The organism is Pseudonocardia ammonioxydans (assembly GCF_900115005.1).
GTDB classification, from domain to species: domain Bacteria; phylum Actinomycetota; class Actinomycetes; order Mycobacteriales; family Pseudonocardiaceae; genus Pseudonocardia; species Pseudonocardia ammonioxydans.
In genome coordinates this window covers 1-14091 of the sequence record NZ_FOUY01000037.1, presented here as the reverse complement: position 1 = coordinate 14091, position 14091 = coordinate 1, and the positions used below count along the sequence as shown (strand labels likewise).

The 14091-nt window shown below is 73.3% G+C and carries 16 protein-coding genes; 7 read left to right on the top strand and 9 right to left on the bottom strand.

Translation table 11 applies throughout. The features are described from left to right. Positions 1 to 38 precede the first annotated feature (38 nt). Positions 39 to 1721 carry a fatty acyl-AMP ligase gene (locus tag BM093_RS26425; protein WP_093351658.1) on the top strand — a complete coding sequence of 561 codons (1683 nt, stop codon included), beginning with the start codon at positions 39 to 41 and terminating at the stop codon, positions 1719 to 1721. A 153-nt stretch (positions 1722 to 1874) separates the two neighbouring features. On the opposite strand, the gene pth is transcribed toward BM093_RS26425, so the two are convergent. Both pth and BM093_RS26415 read right to left on the bottom strand, forming a co-directional pair. Further along, positions 1875 to 2468, bottom strand: a complete 594-nt coding sequence (gene pth / locus BM093_RS26420; RefSeq protein WP_093351653.1) for an aminoacyl-tRNA hydrolase — start codon at positions 2466 to 2468, stop codon at positions 1875 to 1877. Next, complete coding sequence (locus BM093_RS26415; protein WP_093351648.1) at positions 2465 to 3151, bottom strand: 50S ribosomal protein L25/general stress protein Ctc; 687 nt, start codon at positions 3149 to 3151, stop codon at positions 2465 to 2467. Before BM093_RS26415 ends, pth begins: the two co-directional genes overlap by 4 nt. Positions 3152 to 3460: 309 nt before the next feature. On the opposite strand from BM093_RS26415, the gene BM093_RS26410 reads away from it, so the two are divergent. Continuing rightward, the gene (locus tag BM093_RS26410) at positions 3461 to 3877 is read left to right on the top strand and encodes a cupin domain-containing protein (protein ID WP_093351826.1); all 417 of its coding nucleotides are present in this window, start codon (positions 3461 to 3463) and stop codon (positions 3875 to 3877) included. A gap of 17 nt (positions 3878 to 3894) precedes the next feature. Here BM093_RS26410 and BM093_RS26405 read toward each other — a convergent pair whose 3' ends face one another. The 3 genes from BM093_RS26405 to BM093_RS26395 all read right to left on the bottom strand — a co-directional run bounded on the left by BM093_RS26405 (position 3895) and on the right by BM093_RS26395 (position 6570). Beyond that, positions 3895 to 4740, bottom strand: a complete 846-nt coding sequence (locus tag BM093_RS26405) for an AraC family transcriptional regulator (protein WP_093351643.1) — start codon at positions 4738 to 4740, stop codon at positions 3895 to 3897. Between the two features lie 69 nt (positions 4741 to 4809). Continuing rightward, on the bottom strand, positions 4810 to 5571 hold the full coding sequence (locus BM093_RS26400) for a dienelactone hydrolase family protein (protein WP_093351638.1): 762 nt from the start codon (positions 5569 to 5571) through the stop codon (positions 4810 to 4812). Between the two features lie 135 nt (positions 5572 to 5706). Continuing rightward, positions 5707 to 6570, bottom strand: coding sequence for a Vgb family protein (locus BM093_RS26395; RefSeq protein WP_093351633.1), 864 nt, complete (start codon positions 6568 to 6570; stop codon positions 5707 to 5709). 116 nt (positions 6571 to 6686) lie between these two features. On the opposite strand from BM093_RS26395, the gene BM093_RS26390 reads away from it, so the two are divergent. Beyond that, positions 6687 to 6878, top strand: a complete 192-nt coding sequence (locus tag BM093_RS26390) for a hypothetical protein (RefSeq protein WP_093351628.1) — start codon at positions 6687 to 6689, stop codon at positions 6876 to 6878. Here BM093_RS26390 and BM093_RS26385 read toward each other — a convergent pair. Together BM093_RS26385 and BM093_RS26380 are read right to left on the bottom strand one after the other, a co-directional pair. Next, a complete protein-coding gene (locus BM093_RS26385; RefSeq protein ID WP_093351623.1) occupies positions 6867 to 7472 on the bottom strand; it encodes a YdeI/OmpD-associated family protein in 606 nt (201 codons plus the stop codon). The genes BM093_RS26390 and BM093_RS26385 overlap by 12 nt on opposite strands. Then, positions 7469 to 7894, bottom strand: a complete 426-nt coding sequence (locus BM093_RS26380) for a VOC family protein (protein WP_093351618.1) — start codon at positions 7892 to 7894, stop codon at positions 7469 to 7471. Before BM093_RS26380 ends, BM093_RS26385 begins: the two co-directional genes overlap by 4 nt. Before the next feature lie 104 nt (positions 7895 to 7998). Between BM093_RS26380 and BM093_RS26375 the strand changes: the two genes are divergently transcribed. Next, positions 7999 to 8634, top strand: a complete 636-nt coding sequence (locus BM093_RS26375) for a CGNR zinc finger domain-containing protein (RefSeq protein WP_093351614.1) — start codon at positions 7999 to 8001, stop codon at positions 8632 to 8634. Between the two features lie 467 nt (positions 8635 to 9101). Here BM093_RS26375 and BM093_RS26370 read toward each other — a convergent pair whose 3' ends face one another. After that, positions 9102 to 10082 carry a ribose-phosphate diphosphokinase gene (locus tag BM093_RS26370; RefSeq protein ID WP_093351609.1) on the bottom strand — a complete coding sequence of 327 codons (981 nt, stop codon included), beginning with the start codon at positions 10080 to 10082 and terminating at the stop codon, positions 9102 to 9104. After that, positions 10079 to 11689 (bottom strand): bifunctional UDP-N-acetylglucosamine diphosphorylase/glucosamine-1-phosphate N-acetyltransferase GlmU, encoded by a 1611-nt coding sequence (gene glmU / locus BM093_RS26365; protein WP_093351604.1) that lies wholly within the window; start codon positions 11687 to 11689, stop codon positions 10079 to 10081. Before glmU ends, BM093_RS26370 begins: the two co-directional genes overlap by 4 nt. Before the next feature lie 305 nt (positions 11690 to 11994). Between glmU and BM093_RS26360 the strand changes: the two genes are divergently transcribed. The 3 genes from BM093_RS26360 to BM093_RS26350 all read left to right on the top strand — a co-directional run. After that, entirely contained in the window at positions 11995 to 12438 is a 444-nt protein-coding gene (locus tag BM093_RS26360) for an OsmC family protein (protein ID WP_093351600.1), read from the top strand. An 87-nt stretch (positions 12439 to 12525) separates the two neighbouring features. Then, a complete protein-coding gene (locus tag BM093_RS26355) occupies positions 12526 to 13590 on the top strand; it encodes a substrate-binding domain-containing protein (protein ID WP_245773818.1) in 1065 nt (354 codons plus the stop codon). A 285-nt stretch (positions 13591 to 13875) separates the two neighbouring features. Further along, positions 13876 to 14091, top strand: a 216-nt coding sequence (locus BM093_RS26350; RefSeq protein ID WP_177238721.1) for a transposase, incomplete at its 3' end; no start/stop codon positions are given.

Genomic DNA, 14091 nt, shown 5'->3' with positions numbered 1-14091 from the left:
GCGGTGGGCGGGCACGGTTCGTCGCTACTGTCGGGGCCATGTCCCGCTTCCTGGCGACCCTGCTGGAGTCCGCGACCGGTCCCGACCGGGATCTGCGCGGAATGACGACGGGCGAGCCGCACGAGCCGGTGCGGCGGTCCTGGGCCGAGGTGCACCGCGAGGCCCGGGCGGCCGCGGACGCGCTGCGCAGGCCCGGGGAGGCGGACGAACCGGCGCTCCCGTTCGGTGGGGCGATCGGCGTGCTGGCCGGTGAGCCGGCGTCGATCGCGCCGGTGGCACAGGCGGTGTGGCTGTGCGGGGGCAGCGTGACGATGCTGCACCAGCCCACCCCCCGCACTGACCTCGCGGAATGGGCGGCCGACACCGTCGCCACCCTGAAGATGATCGACGCGTCGCTGGTGCTGCTCGGCCCGCCGTTCGACGCGCTCGCCCCGGTCCTGACCGAGCAGGGCATCCCGTTCCGCACCCTGGACTCGCTGGCCGGCGACGCGGAGGCGTTCACCGCGTCGGCGGAGGTGGCCGACGAGCACGACACGGCGCTGCTGCAGCTCACCAGCGGCTCGACCGCGACGCCGAAGGCCGTGCGGATCACCCACGCCAACCTGCACGCCAACATCACCGCGATGGTCGCCGCGTCCGAACTGGACGTCGCCACCGACCGGATGGTGTCGTGGCTGCCGCTGTTCCACGACATGGGGATGGTCGGGTTCCTGACCGTGCCGATGACGGTCGGGCTGGACCTGGTCACGGTCACCCCGGCCGACTTCCTGGGCCGGCCCCGGCTGTGGGCCGAGCTGATCTCGCGTTACGGCGGCACGGTCACCGCCGCCCCGAACTTCGCCTACGCCGTGCTGGCCCGCCAGCTGGCCCGGGTCGACGACGGCGAGCTCGACCTGTCCTCGCTGCGGATCGCGCTGAACGGCGCCGAGCCGGTCGACCCGGACGCCGTCGAGGCCTTCACCACGGCAGGAGCCCGGTTCGGGCTGCGGCCGGAGTCGGTGCTCTGCGCCTACGGGATGGCCGAGACCGCGCTCGGCGTCGCCTTCGCGCCCGTCCACACCGGACTGGTGGTGGATCGGGTGGACGCCGAGTCCCTGGAGGCGCACCGGCGGGCGACGCCGGCGGGTTCGGCCCCGGCCCGCGCGTTCCCGGAGCTCGGACCGCCGCTGCCGGGCATCGAGGTGCGGGTGGTCGGCCCCGGCGGGCGGGAGCTGGGCCCGCGCGAGGTCGGTGCGCTGCACCTGCGCGGGGAGGCGGTGACGCCCGGTTACCTGACCGTCGAGGGCCCGGTGTCCACGCAGGACGGTGCGGGCTGGTTCGACACCGGAGACGAGGGGTACCTGACCCCCGGCGGTGCCGTCGTCGTCTGCGGCCGCACCAAGGACGTGATCATCATGGGCGGGCGCAACATCTACCCGACCGACATCGAGCGGGCGGCGGGTGCGGCCGACGGCGTGCGCGCGGGGAACACCGTCGCCGTCCGGATCGCCGCCGGGCAGGGCCGGCACCGGGAGTCGTTCGCCGTCGCCGTCGAGGCGAAGGCGGTCGACGACGCCGAGGCGGTGAAGGCGGTGCGCGACGAGGTCATCCGGCGCGTGGTGTCGGCGGTCGGGGTGCGCCCGGCCGAGGTGGCGGTGCTGGCGCCCGGCAGCCTGCCGAAGACGCCGTCGGGCAAGGTGCGCCGCGCGGCGACCGCCGACCTGCTGAGCACCCGGGGCTGAGCGGGCCCGCGTGCCCTCCGGCCCTGCTCCCGGGGGCACCCTCGGGGCACATGGCGCTACGAGGGTGCCCCTGGGAGCCGGAACAGCCGGGGCGGGGAGGCGGGCGCGGGACGGCGCGCGGGCCGGGAGGGCTGGGCGCCGGGCGTGCCCTGCTCAGCCGGAGAGCGGGTGGAACCGGTTCTGCGCCGGCTCCAGCCCGTCGGCCAGCAACGCCTCGGCGGCGTCGGCGGCCAGGTCGAGCCCCAGGTCGAGCTCGCGCTTCTCGGCGCCCGAGAAGCGCTTGAGCACGTAGTCCGCCGGGTCCTGGCGCCCCGGCGGGCGCCCGATCCCGAACCGCACCCGCAGGTAGTCCTTCGTCCCCAGCGAGCGGCTGATCGAGCGCAGGCCGTTGTGCCCGCCCTCGCCGCCGCCGCGCTTGAGCCGGACGACGCCGAACTCGAGATCCAGCTCGTCGTGGACGACGATCACCTCGGTCGGCGGGACCGAGAAGTACTTCACGAGCCCGGCGACCGGGCCGCCCGAGACGTTCATGTACGTCCGCGGGACGGCCACGGTCACCGGCCGGCCGGCGAGCCGGCCCTGGGCGACGTCGGAGTTCGTCCGCTTGTGCACCGAGAACCGGCCCGCGCCGGCCCGCGACGCCAGCAGCGCGGCGACGTGGGTACCGACGTTGTGCCGGGTCTCGGCGTACTCCGGGCCCGGGTTGCCGAGCCCGACCACCAGAGCGGGGCCCGGCGCGGGACTCACTGCTCGGAGGAACCTTCGGAGGACTCCTCGGAGGAGGCCTCGGCCTGCTCCGAGGCCTCGGCGGCCTGCTCGTCGTCCGAGGGCTCCTCGACGACGCCGGCACCCTCGGTGTCGACCTCGGCCTCGAGGTCCTCCTCGGTCGGCGCCGGGACGACCTGCACGACCAGGTACTCCTCGTCGGTGCGCAGCTCGACGCCCTTCGGCAGGACCAGGTCCTTGGCGAAGTACTGGGTGCCGATCTCGGCGTCCTCGACGGAGACCTCGATGTTCTCCGGGATGTTGAGCGCGTCCGCCTCGACGACGACGGTGTTCATGTCCTGGGTGACCAGGGAGCCCGGGGCGGCGTCGCCGGTGACGACGACGTCGAGCTCGACCTCGACCTTCTCGCCCCGCTTGATCACGAGCAGGTCGACGTGCTCGACGTAGGGGCGCAGCGGGTGCACGACGACGGTCTTGGTCAGCGCCAGCTGCGGCCTGCTGCCGGCCACGTCGAGCTCGAGCACGGCGTTGCGGCCCTGCTCACGGACCACGGCGGCGAACTCGAGCGACGGCAGCGACAGGTGCACCGGGTCGGTGCCGTGCCCGTAGAGGACGGCGGGGATCTTGCCGGCGCGGCGGGTGCGGCGGGCGGCGCCCTTGCCGAACTCGGTCCGGGTCTCGGCGGGAATGCGGGTCTGGGCCACGGGAGTGCTCCTCGTCGATCGTGCTGCGGAAGGGCGCGCGGCGAGGAGCCGACCGGGATCGGCCCACGTCGATCACGGCGGGTCAGCGTGCACCCGCCCTCGCCGCGGAGATGGGAGGAGTCTACGCGACCGCTCCACTACACCCTGAGGCCCCCGCCCGCAACGGCGCGGACGGTGCCTGTCGCCGCTCGGTGTGAGGCGGGGTGACCCGGTGCCGCCGGCGGGTGGCGCGAGCCGGGTGCCGATCGTCGCCCGGCGCCTCCCATTTGTTCAAGGCCGCGCGGGAGTGGCCTTGCGATGCTGCAGCGCATGAAGCTCCTCGACGACGAACGCAACGCCATCGACCTGTCGACCACGCCGCTGCACCTCGGCCTCGGTTCCCGTGCTCGGCCGATCGACGGGTTCGCCTTCGACCCCGCCGTGCTCCAGGCCTACGGCGACGCCGTCGCCGAGGACGGCATCGAGGGCCGCATGGTGGTCCTGATCGATGAGGAAGGGCCGGGTGACCACTGGGAGCGCCATCCGGCCGGAGACGAGGTCGTCGTGTGCGTCAGCGGCACGGTCACCGTGGTGCGTGACGTCGGGGGGCCCGCCGAGCAGGTCGTGCTGCGCCCCGGCGAGGCCACCGTGAACCCGGCCGGTGTGTGGCACGCGGTGGACGTCGACGGGGCCGCCCGCATTCTGACGATCACCCCGGGCGTCGGCACGGAGCACCGCCCGCGGTGATCGTGGCCCCGGTGCTCCTACGCCGGGAGCACCTCGCCGCGACGCCAGGTCGTGGGCGCACGACCGGTGAACTCGCGCCAGGTTCGCACGAGATGTGCCTGGTCGGCGTAGCCGGCGGCGGCTGATACGGCGGTCCACGACCGAGGGTTTGTCGCGGTCGCCAGCTCATGGGCGTGCTCGAAGGTCAGGATGCGGGCGACCTCCTTCGGCGAGAGCCCGATCTCCGTGCGGAAGTTGTCACCGAGGTGCCGTCGACTCCACCCGAGATCGGCCGCCAGGGACCCGATCCGCACCCGGCCGCGGTGGGCGACGAGCCGGCGCCAGGCCTCCTCGACCTCGGGCCGGATCGGCTGCCCGGTACCCCCGGTTCGGGTGCCGGTGCTCGGTTGCCGAGCCACCACGCGGGTCAGGACGGCATCGAGCGTGCCGAAGCGTTCCGGCCAGGTCGCGGCGCTGCGCATCCGGTCGACGAGTTCGGCGCCGGGCCGGCCGAGGACGTCATCGAGGTCGACCAGGTCGTGCGCCAGTGCCGCCGACGGCATCCCGAAGATCGCTCTCGCCCCGAGCGGGGTCAACGAGAGACGGATGCCGTGCTGGTTGCCGTCGTGCCGGATCGCCACCGACCTCGACGTCAGGCCGCCGGCGAGCGCCCCGAACCGGCCGCTGCGCGGCATGGCACCGTCCTGCGCGACCACGTCGAGCGGCTCGGACAGGCTGACGACGACCGTGAGCGAACGGCCGGGCGTGCCGAGGTGGATGCCCGGTGGGAACCCGCGGAGTTCGAAGCCGACGTAGGAGGTGACGTAGGGCCGCAGCGCAGGTTCCGGCCGCGTCTCCACCTGAACCGCGGAGCGTGCGACCACCAGGTCACCGTACGGGAGCAGCCGGCGTTCGTGCTTCCCCGCTGATCCGTCGTGCGGTGTGCACCCCGCTCACGGCGCCACCGGCAGGCACTCGGCGAGCAGGCCGACGACGTCGCGCCAGGCCCGTTGCGCGTGCTGCGGGTGGTAGGCGACGCCGGGAACCAGAGCCTGGCCGTACGTGCCGTCGGCCGAGATCGTGCCGTCCGGATCGGTGGGTGGGTGGTGGAAGGCGTGCAGGGCACCGCCGTAGACCACGAGGCGCCAGTCGACGCCCGCAGCCTGCATCTCGGCGGCGAACGCGTCCCGTTGTGCGGGCGACATGATCGGGTCCTCGGACCCGACCCCGGCCCACACCGGACAGCGAATGCGAGCCGCCTCGCCCGGCCGGCCCGTGGTCACGGCGTTGATCGTCCCGATCGCGCGCAGGTCGACGCCGGCGCGCCCGAGTTCCAGCCCGATGGCGCCCCCGGTGCCGTAACCGATGGCGGCGATCCGGTCCGGGTCGGTGCGCGGTTCGGCGTGCAGCACGTCGAGTGCCGCGTGGCCGATGTCCCGCATCCGGTCGGGGTCGGCGAGCAGCGGCATGCAGCGCGCCAGCATCTCCTCGGGGTCGCTGAACCAGCGCCCGCCGTGGATGTCGAAGGCCAGCGCCACGTACCCCAGCTCGGCGAGCGCGTCGGCCCGGCGGCGTTGGAAGTCGTTGAGCCCCGTCCCCTCGGGGCCGACCAGGACCGCGGGCCGGCGGCCGACACCGGCCGGCCGCGCGAGATGCCCCACCATCGTCAGGCCGTCGGCCGGGTACTCGACCGAGCGTGTCGTCACCTCTGTCATGACAGCGGACGCTAGAGACCGGGTGGGCGCTTTCGCACTGATGTTCACCGCCGGCGGACGGGCGTCGGCAGACGATCGTGTTTCTGGGACGAGCCGCCGTCGTTGCCGTCGGGCAATGCCGGCCGTGCCCTCGGATCAGTCGGCGACGACGTGCGCCACCTGACCGGACTGCAGCGCCACCCGGACCGAGCCGTCGGCGGCCACCGCCAGGCCGTGCGGTTCGGCTCCGTGCCCGAATGTCTCCTGGGCCGAGATCCGGCCGTCGCGGTCGAGCCGGACGACCGAGCCGGTGGCCCACAACGTCGCCCAGCACCCGCCGTCGACCGTGGCCGCGACGGCGTGCGGGCGGCAGGCCGGGTCGGGCAACGGGAACTCCTCGATCCGACCGTCCGGTTCGATGCGTCCGATTCGGCCGGCACCGATCTCGGCGAACCACACCGCGTCCGGCCCGCCGTGGATCCCGACGGGCGCCGCACCGGTGGTGGGCAGCGGGTAGGTCGTGATCTGCCCGGCGGGGTCGATCCGGCCCAGGGCGTCGGCCTGGTTGAGGGTGAACCAGACCGCGCCGTCGGGACCGGTGGTGATCAGGGAGGGCATGGCGCCCTTCGCCAGCGGGAACTCCTCCACCGTGCCGTCGGGCACCAGGCGCCCGACGCGATCGGCGGACAACAGGGTGAACCACAACGCGTCGTCGGGGCCGGTGCAGAGGCCGTACGGCGAGTCCTGCGGGGTGGCCACCGACCGCATCGAGATCGTGTCGGTGGTGTCCACCCGGCCCAGATTCCCGTCGCCACAGCTGAACCAGACCGCGTCGTCGGGGCCGGCCGCCAGCACCATCGGCCGGGCGTTCCGGTCCTCGAGCGGGAACCGGTCGAGGGCTCCATCGGTGTCGACACGGGCCAGCTCACCGCGTTCGACGAGCGTGGTCCACGCCCGCCCCGCCGGGTCGATCGCCATGCCGTAGGCGCCCGGCCCGACCTCGTACGTGATGGTTGCCATGCCGTCGTCCTTCCACAGGAGCGTGCGGTTGGCAACACGGTTCCGCGGGTCGAGCGGTTCATCGGATCTCGGTGCTGTCCGCTGTGTGGAGCATCCGTAGTGGGCCGAGCTCGGCGATGTTCTACGAGTTGGGGATCGATGCCACGGAGGCGTCCTGCCCCGCTCTCGTGGTGCATGCACTGGAGGACGGGCTGGCCATCCGACGCGCACTCGATCCGGACGGGGTCCCGGCGGATGCCGTGGTGACCGCTACCGAACTGGTCCTGCGCGGCGCTCGTCGATCGAGTGATGAACAGTCAGAGCGCTGACAGCGGACCCCGCACCGGTCGACTCGGAGCTGGTGCTCTGACCCCGGATGGGTCCGGGCCGCCGGCGGCGACCGCCGCGGCGATTCGCCGCTGCCGGGTGTCCGGCCGCGTCGCCCGGGCCAGTGCCTCCAGCCGCATCCGGCGGGCCGACGCTGTCAGTCGCTCCCAGCCGGCGGCTGCGGCCGGGTCGGCGTCGAGGGCGGCTCGAAGGTCGTCGGGTACGGTCCCGGCCTGGGCGTCGGCCAGCAACGTCCACATCCCGTTCGCCTTCGCGGTCGCGACGGCGGCCAGCCCGCCGGGGCCCATCCGACCGTCCTCGACGAGCTGGTCCACCAGCCCACGGTTCACGCTGCTCCATGCGCTGCGCGGTCGGCGCCGGGTGAACCGCTGCAGCCGGGACGTCGGGTCGTGTCGGCGGCTGAGACCGTCGATCCAGCCGACGCACAGCGCTTCCTCGACGGCCTCGCGATGGGTGGGTCCCGGCCGCCCGGAGCGGGCGTGCGGAATCACCAGCCATGCCTCGTCGGCAGTGCCGGAGTGCGCGTCCAGCCAGGCCCGCCACTCCCGCGGGTCGGCCACCTCGACGACGGTCACGCCGTCGCCCCGGCGGCCACGGGTTCGTGCCGGGCCAGCCAGTGCGGGTTGTGCATGATCCCCAGGACGTTGCCGAACGGGTCGACGACCGCCGCCGTCGCGAATCCGGAACCGTCGCCGTGCTCGGTCAGCGGCTGATATTCGCCGGCCCCCAGCGCGATCAGCCGGGCGAGTGTGCCGGGCAGGTCGTCGACATGCCAGTGCATCACCGCACCGGCCGGCGCCGTGCCGCCGGCCGGGGCATAGCGGCGGTCGATCACGCCGATCTCGTCGGCGTCGTCGCCGATCCGGAACTCGACGTAGGCCGGGTTCTCGGTCGGGTAGGCGTAGTAGGCCTCGACGCCGAACACCTCGGCGTACCAGGTGCGGGCGGCGATCACGTCGTCGGCGTAGAGGTTGAGGGTGGCGAATCCACGGAACATCGCAGGTCTCCCGGTGGCGGGGTCACGACGTTCGTGACCGGTGAACACAGATTGCCGGTCACAGGTGTTACCTGTCAACGTCCTTTGCCGGTAACGTCGGTGGTGTGAGCATCCCCCATCGCCCGCCGCCCGCGCCGGATGCGCTCGTGCCGGCCCAGGACTTGATCAACACCTGGTTCGGCCGTATCGATGGCGGCGGGGAGGAACACCTGGCCACTCCTGCCGACCTCGTCGCCTGGTGCCGGGCGCACGGTTCCGCTGTCGAGGACGCCGATGTGACCGGCCCCCAGCTGGCGCTGGCGCACACGGTGCGCGAGGGCGTGCGGGCCTGGCTGGCCCCGCACAACGACGCGGTCCGCCCGGAGGACGCGAGAGCGCTGGAGCGGCTGGCCGCGGTCATTCCCGAGCTGACCCTGCAGGTCGCCGTCACCGAGCCGCCCGGGCTGGCCCCGGTCGCGCAGGGCGTGCGCGGCGCGCTCGCGACGGTGCTGGCCGGGCCGGTACTGGTGGGCCCGAAGGTCTGGGCCCGACTCAAGGTGTGCCGGGATCCGCGCTGCCGGACCGCGTTCCACGACTATTCGCGCAACGGCTCCGGGGTCTGGTGCTCGATGGCTGCCTGCGGTGCGGTGAACAAGCAGGAGGCCTTCGTCCGGCGCCGCAGGGCTCAGACCCAGGCGCGCAAGCGCTCCAGCGCTGCAGAGATCTGGTCCGGCCCGCCCGCCCAGGAGGACCGGACGTAGCCGCCGCCGTCGACCGGGCACGAACGAGCCGGCAACCTCGTCACGACCGGCTGGAGGATGCGTGTGCGTCCTTGCTCGCTGTCTCCCGGCGGCACAACCGTAGGATCCGCGGCCTCGCCGACATGATCACCGGCGACCCTGCTGAGGACCAGCTCGATGGAGTAGCCCACGATCCGCTCCGGCTCGTGCGAGCCCGGGGCTCGCCGGGGGGGACATTGCTCACGGGTCGGCCCGCTGATCCAGGGCCGGGTAGACGTTCACAACGTCGTGTTCCGGGCCCGCCTTCGTGGCGAGCGCGGCTGATCAGCAGGAGAGGTGGGCTCCGTGTCCGGTGCGGACTGTCCTGGGCAGTGGTGGGCCGGGGCGCGCGTGACCGCGGGCGACAAGCCGTGACGAGTGTTCCGGCAGGTCGAGACCGAGTGTCACGCGTCCCTCGGCGGGTAGTCCAGTCGCAGCAGGAACGCCCGTCAGGCGTTGCCGTCGAACAGGCTGGTCACCGAGCCGTCCTCGAAGACCTGGTGGATCGCCTCGGCCAGCAGCGGGGCGATCGGCAGCACGGTCATCTTGTCGAAGCGCTTCTCCGACGAGATCGGCAGCGAGTCGGTGAAGATCACCTCGTCGGCGCCGCAGTTGGCCAGCCGCTCGGTGGCGGGGCCGGAGAGCACGCCGTGGGTCGCGGCGACGAGCACCTTCGCGGCGCCCTCCTTGAGCAGCACGTCGACCGCCTTCGCCACGGTGCCACCGGTGTCGATCATGTCGTCGATGACGACGCAGCAGCGGCCCTCGATGTCACCGACCACCCGGTTCGCGACGGCCTCGTTCGGCTTGTCCGGGTCGCGGGTCTTGTGGATGAACGCCAGCGGGGTGCCACCCAGGGTGTCCGCCCAGCGCTCGGCGAGCCGCACGCGGCCCGAGTCGGGGGAGACGACCGCGAAGTTCTCGTCCGGGCGGGTGTTCTTGATGTGCTGGGCCAGCACCGGCAGGGCGAACAGGTGGTCCACCGGGCCGTCGAAGAAGCCCTGGATCTGCGAGGTGTGCAGGTCCACGGTCAGGATCCGGTCCGCGCCCGCGGTCTTGAACATGTCGGCGATCAGGCGGGCCGAGATGGGCTCGCGGCCGCGGTGCTTCTTGTCCTGGCGGGCGTAGCCCCAGAACGGCATGACCGCGGTGATCCGCTTGGCCGAGCCGCGTTTGAGCGCGTCGACCATGATCAGCTGCTCCATGACGGCGTCGTTGATCGGCGCGGAGTGCGCCTGGATCACGAACGCGTCGCTGCCGCGGACGGACTCCTCGAAGCGGCAGAAGATCTCCCCGTTCGCGAAGGAGTACGCGGACTGCGGGGTGACCGTGACGTCGAGTTCCTTGGCCACGTGGTCGGCCAGCTCCGGGTGCGCCCTCCCCGAGAAGAGCATCATGTTCTTCTTCGGCGTGCCTGCGATCGCGCTCACCGTGCGGTGCCTCCTCGGCTGAGGTCTCTGGTGTTCCCGGTGTCGGAGCCGCCGCTGTCGGCGGCGCCGCTGGTGTCGACGGGGTCGACGGTGTTGCGGGTGCCGTTGCCGGACGGACCGGAGCCCGCCCGTTCGGCCGCCTCGGCGGCCGGGGTGCCCGGGCGCTTGCGGGGCACCCAGCCCTCGATGGTGCGCTGTGTCCCACCCGACACCGCGAGCGCCCCCGGCGGGACGTCCTCGCGGAGCACGGTGCCGGCGCCGGTGTAGGCCCCGTCGCCGACGGTGACCGGGGCGATGAACATGGTGTCCGAACCGGTGCGGACGTGCGAGCCGACGACGGTGCGCTGCTTGCGGACGCCGTCGTAGTTCACGAACACCGAGGACGCACCGATGTTGCTCATCTCGCCGATCGTCGCGTCCCCGACGTAGGTCAGGTGCGGGACCTTGCTGCCCGGGCCGATCTCGGCGTTCTTCACCTCGACGAAGGTGCCGATCTTGCCCTGCGCGCCCAGCCGCGCGTTCGGGCGCAGGTAGGCGAACGGGCCGACCGAGGCGCGCTCGCCGATCTCGGACTCCGAACCGTGGGTGCGCACGACGCTCGCGCCGGCCCCGACGACGCAGGCGGTCAGCGTGGTGTCCGGACCGATCTCGGCGCCGTCGCCGACCGTGCAGGCGCCGTGCAGCTGCGTGCCCGGGCGCAGCACGACGTCGGTCCCGAGCTCCACCTGGACGTCCACCCAGGTCGTGGCCGGGTCGACGACGGTGACGCCGTCGAGCATCCAGCGCCGCAGCAGCCGCCGGTTGAGCTCGGCGCGCAGCTCGGCCAGCTGCACCCGGTCGTTGATGCCGCGCAGCAGCCACTCGTCGTCGCAGCGCAGCGCGTGCACCGTGCGTCCGGCGCGCACGGCGGCCTCGACCAGGTCGGTGAGGTAGAGCTCCTGCTGCTCGTTGTGCGCGGCCAGCCCGCCGATGCCCGTGCGCAGGAACGCCGCGTCGAAGGCGTAGACGCCGGAGTTGACCTCGGTGATGGCGCGCTGCGCGGCGGTCGCGTCCGCGTGCTCGACGATCGCGGTCACCGGCCGGGCGGGGTCGGCCTCGTCGCGCACGATCCGCCCGTAGCCGGTGGGGTCGGCGGGCTCGCCGGTGAGCAGGGTGACCGCGGCCCCGGCCGCCTCGTGCTCGCCGACCAGCGCGGCCAGCGTCGCGGTGTCGAGCAGCGGGACGTCGCCGTAGGTGACCAGCACGGTGCCGGTCAGCTCCGCCGGCAGCGCCGACAGCCCGCAGCGGACGGCGTCGCCGGTGCCCAGCCGCTGGTGCTGGACCGCCGTCGCCACCTCGCGGCCCAGTTCCCCGGCGATCCCGGCGACGGCCTCGGTGACCCGTTCGCGCTCGTGCCCGACCACGGCCACGAGGTGCTCCGGGCGCACGCCGGAGGCCGCGTGCAGGGCGTGGCCGAGCATCGTGCGGCCGCCGAGGTCGTGCAGGACCTTGGGCGTCGCCGAGCGCATCCGGGTGCCGGCGCCGGCGGCGAGCACCACGCCCGCGGCGACCCCTCCGTGACCGGGGACGGGGGGTCCGCCGGTGCCGCCCTGGTGGGGCTCGGGCATGTTCGGTCCTCCTGCTGGGGTCACCGCGGCCGCGCGGGCGGCCCGTGCACTCGGCGTACGAGGCGGGTCGACGTGCGCCGATCGCCCGCGCCGGTACGGCATCGTACGGGGCGCGGTCGGGCCCGCCTCGGCCCGTCGCGGACGCGCGGGCCCCCGCGGTACCGCTCGCCGCGGCGCGGTGTCGTTTCGGCGTCGTTTCGTGCGCAGCGGCACCGGGAAGACCCGGCGCGGGGCAGGATCGGGCATTCCGGTAGTGCACAACCGATCTCGTCCCACGGCCTACGTCGTCGCTCACTGGAGGATCGATGCCCACACGCAGCGCCCGCACCGCCTGGAACGGCACCCTCGAGCAGGGTTCCGGGCAGGTCGAGCTGAGCAGCTCGAAGATCGGCACCTATCAGGTCAGCTTCCCGACGCGCTCGGCCGACGACCCCGGCGGCAACACCTCACCCGAGGAGCTCATCGCCGCGGCCCACTCGGCCTGCTTCGCGATGCAGCTCTCGGCCAACGTCGCCGAGGCGGGTGGCAGCCCGGACGCGCTGGAGGTGTCCGCGGAGGTGTCGCTGGGCCCGGACAAGGACGCCGGCGGGTTCAAGCTCACCGGCATCACGCTGACGGTGCGCGGCGAGGTCTCCGGGCTGGACGCGGACGGCTTCGCCCGGGCCGCGCAGGCCGCCAAGGAGGGCTGCCCGGTCTCCAAGGCGCTCACCGGTGTCGAGATCTCGCTGGACGCCGCGCTCGAGAGCTGAGCGCACCGATCGGGGGAATGCGGCAGGAGGACGTGGGGTTCACGTGACCATGCGCACTCCGTCGGCCCGACGCCCGGCGGCACGGCCGTGACGGCGCGTGCTCCCGGGGCGTTCCGGGTGGCCGTGGTCGTCCCGCTGCAGGGTCCGGAGGCGCTCTACGGGCCGTCCTGCGTGCTGTGCGCCCGGCTCGCCGCCGAGGAGATCACCGAGGAGGGCGGGGTGCTCGCCCGGCCGGTCACCCTGCGGATCGTCGACGGGGGCGCGCCCCCGGAGCGGGTGGCCGCCGAGGTGGACCGGCTGGTGTCCGGCGGGCACGTCGACGCGGTGGTGGGCTGGCACCTCTCGGCGGTGCGCCAGCGGATCGCGCCGCGCACCCGGGGACGGGTCCCGTACGTCTACACCGCGCTGTACGAGGGCGGCGAGGCCACGCCCGGGGTGTTCGCGATCGGCGAGACCCCGGAGCTGCAGCTGTGGCCGGCCCTGACCTGGATGGCCGACGAGATCGGCGTGCGGCGCTGGTTCGTGGTCGGCAACGACTACGTGTGGCCGCGCCGCTCCACCGCGCAGGTCCGGGAGTTCCTGCGCGACCGCGACGACGTCGGCGTCGACGTCGGGGAGTTCGTGGGGCTCGGCACGCTGGACTTCGACGCGGTGCTGGGCCGGATCGAGCGCAGCGACTGCGACGGCGTGCTGATGTTCCTGGTGGGCCAGGACCTGGTCGAGTTCAACCGGCAGTTCGCCCGGTACGGCCTGGAGGACCAGTGCGCGCGGTTCTCCACGCTGATGGACGAGAGCGCGCTGCGGGTGCTCGGCACCGAGTCCTCCCGGGACGTGTTCGTCGCGTCCGGTTACTTCGAGGCGCTGCCCACCGCGGCGAGCCTCGACTTCGGCGCCCGCTACGTGCGGCGCTTCGGGCCCGCCGCCCCGGTGCTCAACGGGCCCGGTGAGTCCTGCTACGAGGGCCTGCGGATGCTGGCGGGGCTGGTGAACCGGACCGGGTCCGCCGACGTCCGGCGGCTGTCGGCGACCGCGGAGCGCTACCGCTACGAGGGCCCGCGCGGCCCGGTGCTGTTCGGTGGGGCGCGCGCGGAGCAGAGCATGTACCTGGCGACCGCCGACGGCGCCGACTTCGACATCCTCGCCGGTCTCTGACCCGGAGCTGCCGAGCCCGCTTCCAGCCCCCGGCGGGGACGCGACACGTTGCTCCGCCGCCAGGATTCGAACCTGGACCATCGGAACCAAAATCCTGGCCCGACCGAGTAGCTGTCCTGGTAGCCACAGGTGAGCGGCTGTCGAAGGTCCGGGACAGTCCGGTTACGTCCGCGGAGGTGGTGTACGGGTTCGTCGCTGGTGAGCGGCGTGGCGTCGTGACGTGAGACGGCCACCGCGTGATCTTTCTCGAGTACCGACCAAGGAACTCCAGGAAGGACCACCACGATGGCCGCACCACACAGTGTGGACCCTGCCCAGCTTGTCGAGGAGCTCGCCTCGGCGGGTGTGTCGCCGGATCTGTTGCAGACGATGATCGCGACGATGGCGAACGCGTTGATGTCGTCGCAGGCCGATCAGCAGTGCGGGGCCGGCTATGGCGAGCGCAGCAGCGAGCGGACGAACCAGCGCAACGGCTACCGGGCCCGGGAGTGGGACACCCGA